Annotated in this window: 16 protein-coding genes; 13 read left to right on the top strand and 3 right to left on the bottom strand. The window is 37.9% G+C overall.

Annotation, left to right across the window (positions count from 1 at the left end; genetic code table 11):
- Nucleotides 1–43: 43 nt before the first annotated feature.
- On the bottom strand, nt 44–1915 hold the full coding sequence (nosZ, locus tag AC2VNP_RS01170; protein WP_486915323.1) for a Sec-dependent nitrous-oxide reductase: 1872 nt from the start codon (nt 1913–1915) through the stop codon (nt 44–46).
- Between the two features lie 16 nt (nt 1916–1931).
- Complete coding sequence (locus tag AC2VNP_RS01165; RefSeq protein ID WP_486915321.1) at nt 1932–2360, bottom strand: c-type cytochrome; 429 nt, start codon at nt 2358–2360, stop codon at nt 1932–1934.
- A 315-nt stretch (nt 2361–2675) separates the two neighbouring features.
- Between AC2VNP_RS01165 and AC2VNP_RS01160 the strand changes: the two genes are divergently transcribed.
- The 13 genes from AC2VNP_RS01160 (at nt 2676) to AC2VNP_RS01100 (ending at nt 15767) form a co-directional block, all read left to right on the top strand.
- Nucleotides 2676–3359, top strand: coding sequence for a Crp/Fnr family transcriptional regulator (locus AC2VNP_RS01160; RefSeq protein WP_486915436.1), 684 nt, complete (start codon nt 2676–2678; stop codon nt 3357–3359).
- 198 nt (nt 3360–3557) lie between these two features.
- Nucleotides 3558–4271, top strand: a complete 714-nt coding sequence (gene ric / locus AC2VNP_RS01155) for an iron-sulfur cluster repair di-iron protein (protein ID WP_486915320.1) — start codon at nt 3558–3560, stop codon at nt 4269–4271.
- Between the two features lies 1 nt (nt 4272).
- Nucleotides 4273–4818 carry a hemerythrin domain-containing protein gene (locus tag AC2VNP_RS01150; protein WP_486915318.1) on the top strand — a complete coding sequence of 182 codons (546 nt, stop codon included), beginning with the start codon at nt 4273–4275 and terminating at the stop codon, nt 4816–4818.
- Nucleotides 4819–5109: 291 nt separating this feature from the next.
- Nucleotides 5110–6111 carry a LacI family DNA-binding transcriptional regulator gene (locus tag AC2VNP_RS01145; RefSeq protein WP_486915316.1) on the top strand — a complete coding sequence of 334 codons (1002 nt, stop codon included), beginning with the start codon at nt 5110–5112 and terminating at the stop codon, nt 6109–6111.
- 30 nt (nt 6112–6141) lie between these two features.
- Complete coding sequence (locus AC2VNP_RS01140; RefSeq protein WP_486915314.1) at nt 6142–6828, top strand: RraA family protein; 687 nt, start codon at nt 6142–6144, stop codon at nt 6826–6828.
- Nucleotides 6815–7903 carry an Ldh family oxidoreductase gene (locus AC2VNP_RS01135; protein WP_486915312.1) on the top strand — a complete coding sequence of 363 codons (1089 nt, stop codon included), beginning with the start codon at nt 6815–6817 and terminating at the stop codon, nt 7901–7903. The genes AC2VNP_RS01140 and AC2VNP_RS01135 overlap by 14 nt, the downstream gene beginning before the upstream one ends.
- Nucleotides 7903–9063: an iron-containing alcohol dehydrogenase gene (locus AC2VNP_RS01130; protein WP_486915310.1), complete on the top strand. Its 1161-nt coding sequence runs from the start codon at nt 7903–7905 to the stop codon at nt 9061–9063. Before AC2VNP_RS01135 ends, AC2VNP_RS01130 begins: the two co-directional genes overlap by 1 nt.
- Before the next feature lie 21 nt (nt 9064–9084).
- Nucleotides 9085–10047 carry a 2-hydroxyacid dehydrogenase gene (locus AC2VNP_RS01125; protein ID WP_486915308.1) on the top strand — a complete coding sequence of 321 codons (963 nt, stop codon included), beginning with the start codon at nt 9085–9087 and terminating at the stop codon, nt 10045–10047.
- A gap of 53 nt (nt 10048–10100) precedes the next feature.
- Entirely contained in the window at nt 10101–11594 is a 1494-nt protein-coding gene (locus AC2VNP_RS01120) for an aldehyde dehydrogenase family protein (protein ID WP_486915306.1), read from the top strand.
- Between the two features lie 59 nt (nt 11595–11653).
- The gene (locus AC2VNP_RS01115) at nt 11654–12694 is read left to right on the top strand and encodes a TRAP transporter substrate-binding protein (RefSeq protein ID WP_486915304.1); all 1041 of its coding nucleotides are present in this window, start codon (nt 11654–11656) and stop codon (nt 12692–12694) included.
- A gap of 115 nt (nt 12695–12809) precedes the next feature.
- Nucleotides 12810–13325 (top strand): TRAP transporter small permease, encoded by a 516-nt coding sequence (locus tag AC2VNP_RS01110; protein WP_486915302.1) that lies wholly within the window; start codon nt 12810–12812, stop codon nt 13323–13325.
- Nucleotides 13303–14604: a TRAP transporter large permease gene (locus AC2VNP_RS01105; protein WP_486915300.1), complete on the top strand. Its 1302-nt coding sequence runs from the start codon at nt 13303–13305 to the stop codon at nt 14602–14604. The genes AC2VNP_RS01110 and AC2VNP_RS01105 overlap by 23 nt, the downstream gene beginning before the upstream one ends.
- A gap of 14 nt (nt 14605–14618) precedes the next feature.
- A complete protein-coding gene (locus AC2VNP_RS01100; RefSeq protein ID WP_486915298.1) occupies nt 14619–15767 on the top strand; it encodes a glycerate kinase in 1149 nt (382 codons plus the stop codon).
- Nucleotides 15768–15840: 73 nt separating this feature from the next.
- On the opposite strand, the gene AC2VNP_RS01095 is transcribed toward AC2VNP_RS01100, so the two are convergent.
- Nucleotides 15841–17064 (bottom strand): NAD(P)/FAD-dependent oxidoreductase, encoded by a 1224-nt coding sequence (locus AC2VNP_RS01095; protein WP_486915296.1) that lies wholly within the window; start codon nt 17062–17064, stop codon nt 15841–15843.
- Nucleotides 17065–17273 lie beyond the last annotated feature (209 nt).

The raw sequence follows: 17273 nt of genomic DNA, 5'->3' as shown, positions 1-17273 counted from the left end.
AAGTGGAAAGGGTAATGCTACAATACCCTTTCCCTTTCGCCTATTATTCCTTAGGTTTGACTAGTAGGTATCCAGTCATTTCTTGGTGTAGTGCTGAACAGAAGTTTGTGCAATAAATCGGGAATACGCCTGGTTTATCGGCGACAAATGTGAGTGATTTCGTTTGACCAGGCATTTGTTCAAAGTTCAAGTTATAGTCCATAATACCAAGTCCGTGAACGATATCTTGATCAAAGTCCGTGTTTGTAATATGAAGGGTGACTGTATCACCTTCGTTTACCTCGATGACATCAGGACGGTCTGCAGCTGCATCAAAGATAAATTTCGAACGCATTGAAATACCGTAAACAGAAACGTGATCTCCATCTCGTTCAATACGAGTATTCTTTTGGTCATATACAGCATATGGATTGTTTTCATCTTGCTCGTATACATGGAAGGTGTTGATCACATCGCGATGAATCATTTGCCCATAGTGTGGTTCAGGGTTAACAGGTGTAGATGATAAGTGAACCATCTTCTCCCCATTAATATTGAATAAATCCATTGATTCTGGATGCGAAGGTCCAACCGATAAATAGTTGTCTTTTGCAATTTTGTTTAAGGAAACTAAGTAATCACCACGTGGTTTTGCTGTATCACCGTGAGCTGTTACTAAGTGACCCGGTGAATAATAGACATCGTGTCGATCTACGACTTCTCCCGTTTCATAGTCCCATTTTACAACTTCAGAAGAAATAAACATGGTAGTGTAAGCATATCCTTTATCATCAAATTGAGTGTGAAGTGGTCCAAGAGCTCCTGGAGGGTCAACTTCACGTTCCATGACAGACTCATAATTTAAGACCGGAATACCATTTCTTTCACTAGAGAAATCTTCATTGGCAATAGCTTCAAAGGCTTTTTCAAATGAAAATACGGTCATTGCAGGTGCTAGTTTACCAGAAGCGACAAAGTACTTCCCATCTGGACTTACGTCAACACCATGAGGAGATTTGGCTACAGGAACTAAATAAATGCCACCTTTATGCTTTTCAGGATAAATCATTTTTTGCCCATCAAATTCCTCATATTCTCCGTTTTCAATTTTCTGTTCTAATTCCTCCCAATTAAACAAAACAATGTAATCACGGTCCGCTTGAGAAGCGTTAATTTCTAAATTTGTTGTTGCTTCTTCTGTGTTATACGTTGTAATAACGGCCCATTTACCAGAAAGCCCTTTACCCGCTCTTGCCTTATCATAAGACCAAGGGGGGAGGGAGACTTGATAAGCAATATCTAATTTTTGTTCTTCTTCATCAAAAGTCACAGCAGACATGACTCCACGATACGTTTCACTGTATTCATCAAGTGAAGCAAATTCATTCCCCATCGGAACAGCAAAGCGTGTTGGTAAGAATAAGTATTCAGTGTTTTCTGTAACGAATGCAGCACAATGTGGTCCACCGCTATTTGGTACTTTTAACATATCGACCGTGTGGAAATCAGCTAAGTCAAGGGCAGCTACGCGGTTATTTGCTACATCGGTAGCAAAAAGAAACTTTCCGTCATAATCACCATCTGTCTCGGAAAAGGCAGGGTGGTGGAGATCGCCCCAAGTATAGTCGCCTAGCATTTCACGTGTATAGTCATCAAAGCCATATCCTGTCGCAGGATCTGGTGTAAAGACAGGGACTGTCCGAATATGGCGCATAGATGGAACACCGTAAATAAATAGCTGTCCGGAGTGTCCACCGGAATTAAATAGGTAATACTCATCTAATTCCCCGTGAGGTACATATACTTGTTCGGCTTTACTTTTTACATTTGCTGATGTTGTTGTTGAGTTTGTTGTATTAAAGTCGGCAAAAAACACAGTTGCAGCTAAGACTCCTGAAATCAAACCTGCAACCCCAGGAATTATGATCTTTTTCACACGATTCACCCCCAAATTATTGTTCAGACGCTTCTTTCAAAATAGCAACGATGGCTTCAATTTCTTCATCGGACATTGGGTTACCACTAACAACACTACTCATTACAGCAGAAGTAGGTTCTTTTAAGTACTCATCTAGTGGTTTCCCGTGCTTTCCTTCTACATTTAGATATGAGTTGGTTAAGTCGGGTCCTGTAACTCCACCATCTAACCCTAATCCTGAAACGGCATGACAAGATAAACAGCTAAAGTTGTTTAATGTTTCTCCAGCCAGCGAATCAACAGTTGCTGACATTTCTTCAACGGTTTCTTCAGCATCAACATGATCTTGTTCAGTTTCGGTGAGCTGTTGTTGTTCCGCCTCTTTTTCCGGTTGAAAAACAAGATAGCCTCCTCCAAAGGCGATTGCAAAAGTAAGTACAAAAGTAAGTATTGAGCTTTTCATCTTCTGGCTCCTTTCTATCTTTTTTGTAGAAAGGACTGAGCCTATTCTATTATTCTTCCAATCAAGGTAATTTTAGGATTATTCCTTTCTAATGATTTAATGATAGATTGTGTAAAATTTTGGAGTTGTGATGAATATCACACTTCACAAATCGTTCACGAATTTCATTCACTATCTTGGCTTGGATATAATAAATAGGAAGGAAGATAAGATGCTAGATAATGAAAAAGTGATATTTTTCACGTCCCACTAAACATCTCTTCGATACAATGAATAAAAAAGAAAAGAGGGTAATGGACAGTGAGTGAAAAGGAAATGAAAACTTTACTAAAAAATGTCACATTATTTAAAGAGTTATCTGATCAAGAGCTAGACCCAGTCATTGAGATTGCTCATCCGCGAGAGTTTAAAGAACGTGAAATGTTGTTTATGCAAGGTGAGCCGCTAGACCGAGTCTTCTTTATTCATAGAGGGAGAGTCAAGATTTTTAAAACCGATGTAAGCGGTAAAGAGCAGATTGTTTCTATCTTACAAAGTGGAGAGATGTTTCCGCATGCAGGATTTTTTCGGACGGGGAATTATCCAGCCCATGCTGAAGTGATGGAGGAGGCTACGTTACTCGTTATACCTATTGCAGAATTTGAACGTTTACTACTCTCCCGTCCTGATATTTGTATGAAGTTATTTCGGGTCATGGGTGAAAAGATCATCGACTTACAAAATCGTCTCGACGAACAAATATTTCATAATACATTTGAGCAAATCTTGATGTTACTTCTCAGGCTTTCTAAAATGTATGGCCAAAAACAGAAAGATGGATATTTAAAATTAACGATTCATTTAACCAACCAAGAACTAGCGAACATGATTGGTACTACAAGAGAGACAGTCAACCGAACGGTGACCAAGCTTAGGAAGAATAACATTATACAAATGAGTGAGAAAGGACATTTACTCATTTCAACAGATTTAGTGAAGCAAGAACTTCAAATTGATTAGAGATAAATCCGCGTTTCAAATGGTTCAATTGAAAATGATGAATGCAAATCTCCCTAAGAACTGTCTCCTAGGCTCGAATTTGACCTTTGAGGCAGCTTTTTTTGTTTTCTGTGATGTACATCACTTCATCAGCTCGTTTGATTCGTTACACTTAAATCGTAGAACAAAACAAAAAAATCCTAAATGGGGGTTATTCATTTGGAAACTGTCTTTGATTTTTCAACGAAAACAGGGGAGATAGTTACTCGATTACCAGAAACAAGTACGATTTTAAAACAATATAAAATTGATTTTTGCTGCGGAGGTAACCGTCCGATTGGTGAAGTGATTGTAGAGAAAAATTTAAATGGCACAGAGATACTAGAACAACTAAATAGTGCTTTTATTAAATCTTTAGAGAAGCCGAGTGTGACATGGGATGAGATGACGAATAAGGAATTAATTCATCACATCATCACTACGCACCATCAATTTTTAAATACGCTCCTTCCTGAGCTGAGCCAATTCACAACGAAGGTTTTCCGTGTTCACGGAAATCATTGTCCGGAGTTAGCTCAAGTTCATAAACTGTTTCATCACTTAAAAACAGAACTTGAACAGCATACGATTGACGAAGAAAATGTAGTTTTCCCATTAATTGAGGCTGTAGAAAAACAACCAACAACGGAGCGAATGAGTGAATTAACAGCTAAAATTGGAGACTTGGAAGGTGAGCATGAGGGAGCTGGAGACCTTCTAAAACAACTTCGAGAAGTGACGAACGACTACACAGCTCCAGATTGGGCTTGCATGACGTTTCAATTAACTTATCAGAAACTCGAACAGTTAGAAAGCGACCTGTTTGAACATATCCACCTTGAAAACAACATTCTGTTTCCAAGAGTTTTAAAAGAGTTAAAGGAGGTTCAATAAAATGAAAACACAACCTTTAGGCTGCATGAGTAGTATGATGATTAAAGAGATGGATCAGTTATGTCCAGGGCTTGAGCAATTGAAGTTAGAGCATATTCCACTTACGAGGCAGATGGAGGATTTTTACGAACTTACTCAACTCATGGAAGGAAAGGAGACAGAAGCAACATACGAAAACTTCCAACAGCTTTATAAGCAAGTCACTCAATTTGTTACAGAACTTGAACCGCACTCAGAGCGGGAGGAAGGAATTCTTTTTGAAATGGTTGCAGTATACATCGGGCGTGAAACGGGACCAATTGCAGTGATGGAATATGAGCATGATCAAGCCAAAAGCCACTTAAGGCAGTTCCTAGAACAAGCTGCTCTAATAGGGGCTGAAACAGATGTTGCTAACATAAGATCGGTTGCTGATCATGCAGCAAAAGCGTATTTAATCCTATCAGAGCATTTTATGAAAGAAGAAAACATCCTCTTTCCTCTTGCCGAGCAATTTCTTTCGCTTGAGGAAAAACAAGAGTTAGAAGTGAAAATAAAAAATGTCTAATTGAAGGGTGGATAGTATCTTATTTTTTAATATTTATGAGGGTATAAGTGAACACCTAATTTGATCTGCAAAAGTATATACTAAAAAACAACGTAAATAATAAATAACTTGATTAAAAAATGTTGCTTCTGTGGTTGGGTACTTTACTACAGAAGCTTTTTATAATTCAATTTTAAAAAACAATTGAAATAAATATAATAATCTGATAACATTTAGTTAATCGGTTTCAGAAACCGATTTCAGAAAACGGTTACATATTTTAAGATTTAATAAGTTCAGGGTGTGATTCTCATGAAAATTACAATGGATGAAGTTGCAAAACGAGCAGGGGTTTCAAAGACTACGGTTTCAAGGATAATTAATGGGAATTTTCAACATGTACATGAAGATACAAAAGAGAAAGTGTTAAGAATTATAGATGAATTAAATTATAAACCGAATGCGTTGGCTAAAAGTCTCAAACAAATGAAAACAAATGTGATCGGAATTGTTCTTTCTAATTTGCAAAATCCATTTTGGTCTAGTGTATTACAAGGAGTAGAAGATACATGTCATTCTAATGGGTACAACTTAATGATATGTAATTCAAATGAAAATTCGATACTTGAGCAAGAGCATATTGAGGGGCTGCAAGCAAAGCAAGTTGATGGAATTATTGTTAACCCAACAATGAAGAATAAACTGCTATACCAATCATTGGTAGATAGAGAATATCCGATCATCGCTATAAACCGCAAAATTGAGGATGTACCTATTGATACAGTCGTAGTAGATAATATTAAAGGTGCTGAACTTGCAATGGAGCATTTCTTGCAATCTGGTAAGCAATCTATAGCAATTATCGTTTATCCGCCAGATGGAATCAGTCCAAGGCTAGAAAGAATTGAAGGATATAAAAGTTCACTTTTAAAACATGGACGACTAATTAATGAAAAACATATTTGTATTGTTGAGGAAAAAAAGGGTGTTGCAAAAGAAGAAGTTAAGAAAATATTAACTTTACAGGATCCACCAGACGCAATCTTTTCAACAAATAATATGATGACATTAGAAATTCTTGAGGGAATTAAAGAGTTAGGTCTAAGAGTCCCAGGTGATGTAAGTTTAATCGGATATGATGAAACAGTTTGGTCTAAGCACTTAGATCCACCACTAACAACGGTCAATCAACCGAGTTATGAAATGGGAAAACTTGCAGCAGAAAAGCTTATTAATCTATTAAAAACAAAGCAGAAACAAGAACCTCAAGTTACTTTATTACAACCAAACTTAATCAAAAGAAGATCTTCATAGATCAAAATAAATAGTAGGAGGCGTCATCAAATGGGTCAATTAGGATTTAGAGTTTTACCAATCAATAAAAGACCAACCCAACAACTACTCGAAGCATTCTCAAATGTAGTAACTCCACATATTAGCGATAATATGAGTCGAATGAATGCAGTCGGAACAGAATTAAAGCCATATCATAAAAGTGGCAAGTTAATCGGTACAGCTTTAACAGTTAAAACACGACCAGGAGATAATCTTATGGTTCATAAGGGCATTGATATGGCTAAATCTGGTGATGTCATTGTTGTCGATGCAGGGGGGGACCTGACGAACGCCATAGTTGGTGAAATTATGTTGCGAATTGCTCAAAAGAATAACATTGCAGGCTTTGTAATCAATGGAGCGATTAGAGATATAGCAGCATTTCAAGAGGACACTTTCCCAGTATATGCAATAGGTGTAACTCACCGTGGTCCTTATAAAGATGGACCTGGAGAAATCAATGTTCCAATTGCTATAGGTGGAATGATCATCAAACCTGGTGATATTGTTGTCGGGGATGAGGATGGAATAATAGTAGTTCCATTAGAAGAAGCGGAAAATGTACTAGAAAAAGTAAAAAAACAACAAATAGCAGAAGAAGAAATTCTAACGTCAATTGCCAACGGCACTGTTGATCGTTCGTGGGTAAATAAGCTATTAGCGGAAAAAGGATGTGAAAATTATGATACCAACTAAATATGATTGGGAAAAGCTTCAAACCTTTTGTAAAGATGTTTTTAAAGCAGCTGGGCTGCCAGAAAGGAATGCCAAAATTGTTGCGGAGTCATTAATAGAAGCGGACTTACGTGGAGTCGACTCACATGGAGTTGTCCGAACATCAATTTACTTAAAAAGAATAGAAGAAGGTATGATCGAGCCTGACTCAAATTTTTTTATACACTCTGAAACCGATACCATGGCAGTTTTAGATGGAAATAATAACTTCGGATCAGTCGTTGGAATGGAAGCTTTAAATACAGCATTAGAGAAAGCTAGTAAAAGCGGGATTGGGGTAGTTGGTGTTAAAAATTCAAATCACTTTGGAACAGGTGCGTATTATGCAAAGAAGGCGATTGATCAAGGTTTTATTTTATTAGTACTATCCAACGCTTCACAAACGATGCCTCCAACGGGTGGAGTAAGACCTTTTTTAGGAACAAATCCATTAGCTATTGGTGTTCCTACAGGTACGGATGTTCCGTTTATATTAGATATGGCAACAAGCGTTGTTGCTAGAGGAAAAATCATTGTTGCGTCCCAAAGAGGAGAGACGATCCCCGAAGGATGGGCTATTGATAAAGATGGTAATCCAACAACGGATGCAGATGCTGCATTAGAAGGTTCGGTCCTTCCACTAGGTGGACCAAAGGGTTATGGTATTTCGATGTTCATTGACATTTTAGCGGGAGTACTTACGGGTGCAGGCTTTGGGAAGTACGTCAATAACATGTATGAAAACTGGGAAGACCCACAAAATGTAGGACACTTCTTCCTTGCGATCGATATTAATAGCTTTATGCCAATTGATTATTTTAAAGCAAGAATGGATCAATACATCAAAGATTTAAAAAGTGAACCGAAAGCGCCAGGTGTGGAAGAAATCTTTATTCCTGGGGAGCTTGAATTAAGAAAAACCCTCGAAAAACAAAAGAATGGTATCGATTTACCTGAAAAAGTAGTACAAGAGCTAATTGAAATTGGCAATAAATATGGATTGGACTTTACTGAAGCAGCTTTTTCAGCAAATATCAATACGGAGGTATCCAACTAATGTTACTAAATAAAGCGTTTAGATATGAAATACCAACTGTTATCGAATTTGAAAATGGATTAATTAGCAGACTTAATGAATTTGTAAAAGAATTTGGAGGAACAAATGTATTAATTGTTTGTGACCCAGGTGTTTTACAAGCAGGTGTTGTTTCAAAATTAGAAGAGCCATTAAAGACAGACAATATCCCTTACTCGATTTTTTCTGAAATTGAAGCTGATCCAGCCATTGAATCAGTTGACTCAGGTTTAGAGATTGCTCAGCAAGATGGCTGTGACATAGTAGTCGGAGTTGGGGGAGGAAGTTCGCTAGATACAGCGAAGGCGATTGGACTGATGTTAACAAACCCAGGCCATATTAAAGATTATGTTGGAATTAACATGGTTCCTAATCCAAGTGCACCTGTTATTGCAGTTCCTACAACAGCGGGTACCGGTAGTGAAATTACGATCTGGTCGGTTCTTTCAGATAAAAAGGAGAAAGTAAAGGTGAGTGTAGGAAGTGTCTATAACTGTCCAAATATGGCACTAATTGATCCAGAGTTAACCATTTCACTTCCGCCGCATATTACAGCAGCAACAGGAATGGATGCATTAACACATGCAATGGAATCTTACGTAAATAAAGCAACTCAACCGATTTCAGAAGGTTTATCTGTTCAAGCCATGAAGATGATTGCTAAAAACCTGCGTTTGGCTGTTGTTCAGGGTGAAAACGTCGAAGCAAGATCTAATATGCTTCTTGCTAGTTTAATAGCAGCTATGGCTTTCAATTCGACGCGCTTAGGGTTAGCTCATGCACTAGCAATTCCACTGGGTGCACATTTCAAAATTCCGCATGGTACTGTAAATGCTATTTTACTACCTGAAGTTATGGAATATAACGTTATCGGTAATGTTTCAAAATATGCAGAAATTGCTTCGATCTTTGGTGTAAATACGGAAGGGTTCACGGAGCGTGAGGCTGCTGAACAGTCAGTTGCAGCGATTCGTCAGTTAAACAAAGATGTAGGTATCACACAAACATTAACCGATTTTGGTTTAAAAGAAGAACATTTACAAATGATTGCAGAGGAAGCGATGTTATCTGGGAACGTTCCGGTAAACCCTAGAAAACCGACAATCGAAGACTTGAAGGCAATCTGTAGAGCGGCAATGTAATTTGCAAAAGGGGTGAAACCAATGAAACCAAAAGTTTTAGTAACAAGAGAGTTACCAGGCGATGGTATTAAAAGATTACGTGAAGTTGCAGAAGTTGAAGTTCATACAGGTAAAGAAGAGTTAACAAAAGAGCAGCTTCTTCAAGCAGTCGTAGATAAAGATGCGATTATCTCATTATTAGTTAATGAAATAGACGCGGAGGTGATGGATGCTTCTCCTCATTTAAAAGTTATTTCTAACTATGCAGTGGGCTTCAACAACATTGATGTGAAAGCAGCACAAGAACGCGGAATTATCGTTACGAATACGCCTGACGTTTTAACAGAGTCAACAGCTGATTTAACATGGGCCCTTTTACTTGCTGTTGCGAGAAGAATTCCGGAAAGTGATACATATACACGAGAAGGAAAATTTGTTGGTTGGGCACCTGAACTGCTTCTTGGAAGAACAGTATATGGTAAAACATTAGGAATTATTGGAATGGGGAGAATTGGTGAGGCTGTTGCGAGAAGGGCAAAAGGCTTTGGGATGAATATCGTTTATTACAACCGTCGGCCCCTCACTGCTGACATTGAAACAGAGCTCGGTGCAAGTTATGCAAGTTTAAATGAAGTGATAACACAAGCTGATTTTCTCTCGCTACACACACCGTTGACACCTGAAACGAAATATTTGATTGATGAAAAAGAGTTAAAGCAGATGAAGAAGACCGCTTATTTAATTAATACGTCAAGAGGTCCGTTAGTTAATGAAAAAGCACTAGTTAACGCTCTAAAAGCAAAAGCCATTGCTGGGGCTGGGCTTGATGTATTTGAAAACGAACCTGCAATTGAAGCAGAACTATTAAACTATCAGAATGTTGTCCTTGCTCCACATATAGGAAGTGCAACGATTGAAACAAGAGTAGAGATGGCCGATTTAGCGATAAATAATACGATCTCCATTTTAAAAGGAGAAAATGCTTTAACGCCTGTGTATTCTTAAGCCTAAGTATTCTTAAAGAAAACAAATCAAGAATAAAAGGAGATGAGAAATAAATGGAAGCAACAACAAACACATTTCTTGCTTGGTTAGAGAAAGAACAAGGAAAGTCCTACGATAACTTTATTAACGGTGAGTGGAAGCCGAGTTTAAGTGGAGAGACCTACCCTGTAACATGTCCAGGTAAAAATGAGCTTGTGTTAGGCCAATTTCCTTATTCTACCGAGGAAGATGTTAACTTAGCTGTAGAAGCAGCTCATCAAGCATACCAATCATGGTCTCAAGTGCCAGGTCCAGATCGAGCGGCTATTCTCCTAAAATTTGCTGATTTATTACAAGATCATTTAGAAGAATTAGCGTTTATTTTATCAGCAGAACAAGGAAAAGTCTTAGCAGAAGCAAGAGGCGAGGTAGGTAGGGCAATTAAAGAAACAAGAAATGTAGCTGGAGATGCAATCCGAATTGAAGGATCTACTTTACCTAGTGAAAAAAGTAATGTGACTGCAGCTGTAAAACATCAACCAATAGGAGTGGTTGCAGCGATTGCACCATGGAACTTCCCAGTCGTAACTCCAATCAGAAAAATTGTTCCAGCGCTTGCTTATGGATGTACTGTTGTTTATAAGCCAGCTTCAGAAACGCCTTGGACATCCATTAAAATTATGGAGCTGTTAAGTGAAGCTGGAGTTCCAAATGGAGTTGTTAACCTAGTTTCAGGTAGTGGTTCAAAAGTGGGGAATCCATTAATCAACCACCCATTAGTTAAAGGAATTAGTTTTACTGGCTCAACTGGTGTTGGAACGAAATTAAATGAAACGGCTGCTAGACGCTTAGTTAAAACACAATTGGAGCTTGGTGGGAAGAACCCTGCGGTTGTCCTTGATTATGAAGATGCAAATATCGTAGCCAAAGAAATCGTCGGTGCAGCCTTTGCTTGTAGTGGTCAACGATGTACATCCATTAGTAGAGTAATTGTTTTAAAAGATAAAGCGGAAGAACTCGTAAGGGCAATTAAAGAGCAAATGAATGCGTTAAAAATAGGACCGTCATGGGAACCGTCATCAACAATTGGTCCACTTGTCAATAAAGACCAGTTAGAAACGACACTTTCTTATATTAATATAGGAAAAGAAGAAGGTGCAACGCTTGCGCTTGGTGGAGAAGTACTAAATGAGGGTGAAATGGGAGAAGGAAACTATATTGTCCCAGCTTTATTTACCAACGTAACTCCAGAAATGAAGGTTGCGAAAGAAGAAATATTTGGTCCTGTCTTAAGTGTTTTAGAAGTAGACAGCTTTGAGGAAGCATTAAAGGTAGCAAATGATGTTGAATACGGCCTAGCAGCGTCAATCTTTACAAACAATCTATCATTAGCAAATCAATTCGTTGAAAGAGTAGAAACTGGTATGGTTCATGTTAATCACGGAACAGCCAGTCAAGCCCATGTTCCATTCGGTGGTGTAAAACAGTCAGGTTATGGAGCGTATTCAATAGGTAAAACAAACAAAGATTTTTATACTAATGTTAAAGTAAGTTATTTTCAATATTAATCAAGCCCATCTTTATGGGTTTGATTAATCTAAAATAAACATTTATAGGGGGATACAAAATGAAGAAATTGTTCTTAGGAAGTTTAACTGTTGCTATGTCACTTATGTTTGCAGTTGGTTGTTCATCATCAGATACTTCTTCAGGGGGAAATGAAGATACGACAAATAATGATGCTGCTCCTAGTGAAGAAGTGGATGCAACCGTTCTTAAATTAGGACATGTTTGGCCAAACTCAGAAATCCATGCACAAGGGGTCGAACAGTTTAAAGCGGAAGTAGAAGAGTTAACGGATGGACGAATTGTTATTGAAGTATATGAAAACGGTTCACTGGGTGATGACAGAGAGTTATTAGAAGGTTTAAATATTGGAACAGCTGACATTTGGGTTGGAGGTGCTGGTGTATTATCAGGTTCTTCTGAAACTGCGCAAATTTTTACAGTGCCGTTTATGTTTAGAGATCAAGCTCATTTTGATAGCGTTTACAACGGTGGAGTAGGAGAAGAAATTTCTAACCGAATTAATGCGGAAACTGGAAATCAAGTGCTTTCGTATTGGACTCGTGGGGCTCGTATGCTTACTGTAAATGAAGAAGTAAATACACCCGAAGATTTAAGTGGACTTCGTATTCGTGTTCCGGACAGCCCAGTTTTCGTTGAATCATGGAGAATGCTAGGAGCAGCGCCAACTCCAATGGCGTTTGGTGAAGTTTTCACTTCTTTACAACAAGGAGTCATTGATGGTCAAGAAAATCCACTTTCTTTAATTTATAACTCTAAGTTTAATGAAGTAGTTGACTACCTAGTGTTAACAGAACACGTAAGGGAGCCAATTGCTATGGTAATCAGTGGCTCTAAATTTGAAGGGTTAGACCAAGAATTACAAGACCTACTTTTACAAGCTGCAAATGGTCAAGGAAAAGATTATGTTGCGAATGAAGTATTATCTGGTGAAGAAGGGTACCTCGAGGCACTTGAGGAGGCAGGAATGCAAGTCGTTCGTCCAGATCTATCACTATTCCAAGGGAAGTTAGAAGGATTTGTTGAACAGCAGTTCCCGGCCGTTACAGAAATTCATGAAATGATTATTTCAGTACAATAAAAGAAAAGCAAGGGTGGGTTTCCTGCCACCCTTGTTTCTATAAATACTTCATGTATATCCTGTTTTTAATGATAGTGTATATATGAAGAATTTATAGATTAAGGAGGACTACAGGATGATAAACAAATATGTTCAATTCATAGACAGGGTCAATAGTTGGGTTTTTAATCTTATAGCAGTTGTATTTGGTTTAGTTACTTTATTAACTATCTACCAAGTATTTGCTAGATATGTGTTAAAAAATCCACTCGTTTGGTCTGAAGCGATTGTCCGTTATTCAATGGTTTGGGTCGTCCTTTTAGGAACAGCAATTGCATTACGTAAAGGATTACTAATATCTGTAGAAGTGGTACTATTTCTCGTTTCGAAAAAAATTAAAAAAATACTACAAATTTTAATTATGCTAGTTAATATTGTTTTCTTACTCTTATTGGTAAAGTATGGCTTAGATATCATGAGTAGTTTGGCAAATCAAAAGACAGGATCTATTAATATTCCTGTCAGTTGGATATATGCTGCAATTCCTGCTGGAAGTTTACTTGGATTGTTAAATTGTACAGTAATTCTGATTGAACTATTTACGAAAAAAGATGAGGAGGAACAAGAAAATGGCGGCCCTGTTATTCATTAGCTTATTTTTAATGTTCTTAATTGGTGTACCGGTAGCTTTTTCTATGGGTCTCTCATCTATGCTGGCGATGATGAATGAAGGAATTTCATTACAAGTAGCTATCCAAAGGATTTTTTCCTCGCTAGACTCTTTTACATTAATGGCTATCCCTTTCTTTATTTTAGCAGGTAGTCTTATGGAATATAGTGGGATATCCCAACGGTTAGTTGATTTCGCGAATTCCCTAGTAGGACGTATTACAGGAGGACTCGGGATGGTAACAGTTTTGACAGCTATGTTCTTTGCGTCTATCTCAGGTTCAAGTGCAGCTACAGTCGCAGCGATTGGGAGTATTTTAATTCCTGCAATGGTTAGAAGGGGGTTTCCGAAAGGTTTTTCCACTTCAGTTCAAGCTGTTTCTGGTGAATTAGGTGTTATTATACCGCCTTCCATTCCGTTAATAATTTTCGCGTTAAGTGCGGGAATGTCAATTTCAATTGGTGACTTATTTTTGGCTGGTATTGTTCCTGGTATGCTAGTTGGTTTATCTTTAATGCTTACCATTTATATAATTAGTAAAATTAAAGGTTATGGCGGACCAGAGACGCTTACAGAAGAAGATAAGCAGTTAATGACTACGACTGGTAGATTAAGAGCTTTTAGAAGAGCAATTCTTCCATTACTAATGCCTGTCATCATTTTAGGTGGTATTTATGGAGGTGTATTTACACCAACAGAAGCTGCAGCAGCAGCAGTAGGGTATGCATTTTTCCTTGGTATGTTTGTTTATAGAAAGTTTAATCCAAAGATTATCATGGATGTATTAAAGAATTCGGTTATTTCTACAGCGATAATTATGTTTATCATTGGAAACGCTGGACTTTTCGGGTGGGTATTAACTTCAGAGAGAATTCCTTATAAAGTAGCAGATTGGTTTGTTTCTATTTCAGATAGCCCAATTATCTTCTTATTATTAGTAAATATTATCTTGTTAGTTGTAGGAATGTTTCTAGAAACAGGTGCTGCAATTGTTATATTGGCTCCAATCCTTACACCAGTTGCAGTTATGTTTGGTATTGATCCTATTCATTTTGGGATTATTATGATCGTCAATTTAGCAGTTGGTATGTTAACTCCACCAATTGGGGTAAATTTATTTGTGGCCTGTCAAATAGCAGGGTTAAGGATCGAACAAATACTTAAGCCACTAATTCCGTTTTATTTGGTTCTAATCATTAATATCATTTTAATTACGTATTTACCTCAACTTTCATTATGGTTACCTCAATTATTCAAATAGAGGAGGGGGATTTTATGAAAATCGTGATAGCGCCGGATTCCTTTAAAGGTTCCATTTCTGCAAAAGATTTATGTGCTGCTATAAATAGAGGGGTTAAAAGCGTTTTTCCAGAAGCAAAAGTAATCGAACTTCCTATGGCAGACGGCGGGGAAGGGACGATGGAAAACTTAGTTCATGCGACAAATGGAACGATTATAAATGTGAATGTAACCGACCCATTAGGAAGAAGCATTCCTTCTGCTTACGGAGTGTTAGGCGATGAAAAAACAGCGGTCATTGAAATGGCTAAAGCATCTGGCCTTACTTTATTGGGAGAGCATGAAAGAAATCCTTTAAGGGCGAGTAGTTTTGGGACAGGCGAATTGATCCTTCACGCATTAGATCAAGGTTACCGGAAATTTATTATCGGCTTAGGGGGAAGTGCTACAAACGATGGTGGTTTCGGGATGCTTCAAGCGCTAGGTGTTAAATTTTTCAAGAAAAATGGCCAGTTAATTAAAAGTCATGTTAGTGACCTGCTTCAACTAGATGAACTAGACTTATCGAGTATAGATCAGCGCTTAACGGAAGCGGAGTTCGTCATAGCAAGCGATGTTACGAACCCTCTATGTGGTCCGAATGGAGCCTCGCATATTTTTGGTCCACAAAAAGGTGCGACACCAGAAATAGTTGAATTGCTAGATGAAAGCCTTGACCAATACGGAAAGGTCATCAATGAACGATTTAATATGAATATACATTCTGTTCCAGGTGCAGGCGCAGCTGGCGGAATGGGTGCTGGTTTAATTGCATTTCTAGGCGCGAAGGTCATGTCTGGGATTGATACAGTGATGGAAGCAGTTATGTTTGATAGTCAACTAGAGGACGCATGCCTCGTCATAACCGGTGAAGGAAAGTTAGATGAACAGACCCTTTCTGGCAAGGTAATCTCAGGAGTAAGTAAAGCAGCCAATCACTATAACATTCCTGTAATTGCAATCTGTGGAAGCAATGAGTTAACGAGTGGTCAGTTAGAACAATTGGGAGTTGCGGCAGCCTTTCCTATCGTTTCAGGTCCTTGTTCGATCGAGACGGCGATGACTCAAGCAGAAAGGTTAGTTGTTCAATGTGTTGAACAAATCATGAGCGTTTATCGATTGAGTATAGGAAAACAGCAAGATTAACGCTATTATAAAATAATAAAAAAACTGAGTGAGTTCACTCAGTTTTTTTGTCGTCCAGCTTTTGTCGGTACATTTAACTAGGTTTTACCGGCCGAGTTTGTAAATACAGTTCTAGGTCAGGACTATGCCCTTTTACAATGTCATCCACAATAATCCTAGATAGAATCATGCTATAAACGGTACCGTTATCACCAAAGCCAAACAAGAAGTGACAATTTGGATATTCATCATATTTTCCGATGATAGGAAGTCCATCATTGGTTCCCCCATAAAAAGCGGTAGCATAATATTCTGGCTCTACTCTTATATCAGGAAAAAGCTTGTTGAATTCCACCAGAAGCTTATCTCTTTTACTAATCAATTTACGATCACGTACTTCAGCGTACGGGGTATTTTCATCTAAGCCGCCGATAATAATCCGGTTATCCTTTGTTGTGCGAATAAAGGTATACGGTCGGGCTGTTTCCCAAATAAGGGTTTTATTGTACCATGACGAGAAGTTATCTACCTCTACAGGTTTTGTTGTGACGATATATGTACTGACAAAAGAAGTTTTCTTTTCTTTTTTGATATCAATTCCTTCGTACCCACAAGCAACAATAACATGACGTGCGTGAATGCTTTGATTATTTTTCGTTCGTATCGTAGCCTTTGTCTGTTCAAACTTTTTACCGTTCACTTCGGTATGTTCAAATATTTTTACGCCTTTTTTTGCAGCGTAATCAAATAAATTATGTGTAAAAGCAAATGGATTTATTTCTCCATCGTCATAAGAATAAAGAGCAGCATCTTTTCTAAAGGGATAGCGTTCTTCAATTTGGTCGGCGGATAGAAAATCGACTGGAAACTTTTCTTCGACTAATAAGTTGTATTCGTTTTGTAACTTCTGAACGTCTTCTTTATAGCTAGCAAAGTAAAAAGAATCTCTTCTAGTAAATTCACAATCAATATCTCCAACCGAAGAGGCTTGTTCAATATCATTGATCGCTTGTTTACATAGTTGTAAATGCCTGGAGATATACGGTCTGCCAAAGCTATTGACTATATCAGAAAACAACCTTTCGCCAGAATATTGAATGATAGCTGTATTGGTCGAAGTACTCCCACTACCAATTGTATTTTTCTCAACTACAACGACATTTAAGCCGGAATCTGCTAACAAGTAGGCGCATTGAGCACCAGAACTTCCACCGCCAATAATAAGAACATCACAATCAAGATCTTCTTGCAGAAGTGGATAGGTAGGTGGATTTTTTAATGTAGTCGGCCAATAATACGTACCTGTTTGTAAATTCATGCGGCTTACTCCTTTATGTTTAGATGTGAGCCGAAACTCGGTTTCACTTTCTACAAGTATTATTACCAAGCCTTATAAATCCATGCGAAGCTTTACTTATCTCGAATAAAAAATGCCTGCTACACTAAATTAGTTCTGTCAGAAACAGAGCTAATTTTTGTAAAAATATAAACCAGAAAACCCCTATCTTTAAGGAGTGGAACGAGTAA

Source organism: Alkalihalobacterium sp. TH-98 (assembly GCF_057473385.1).
Note: the sequence above shows the minus strand (reverse complement) of the source record. Positions and strands in the feature narration are given on the sequence as shown.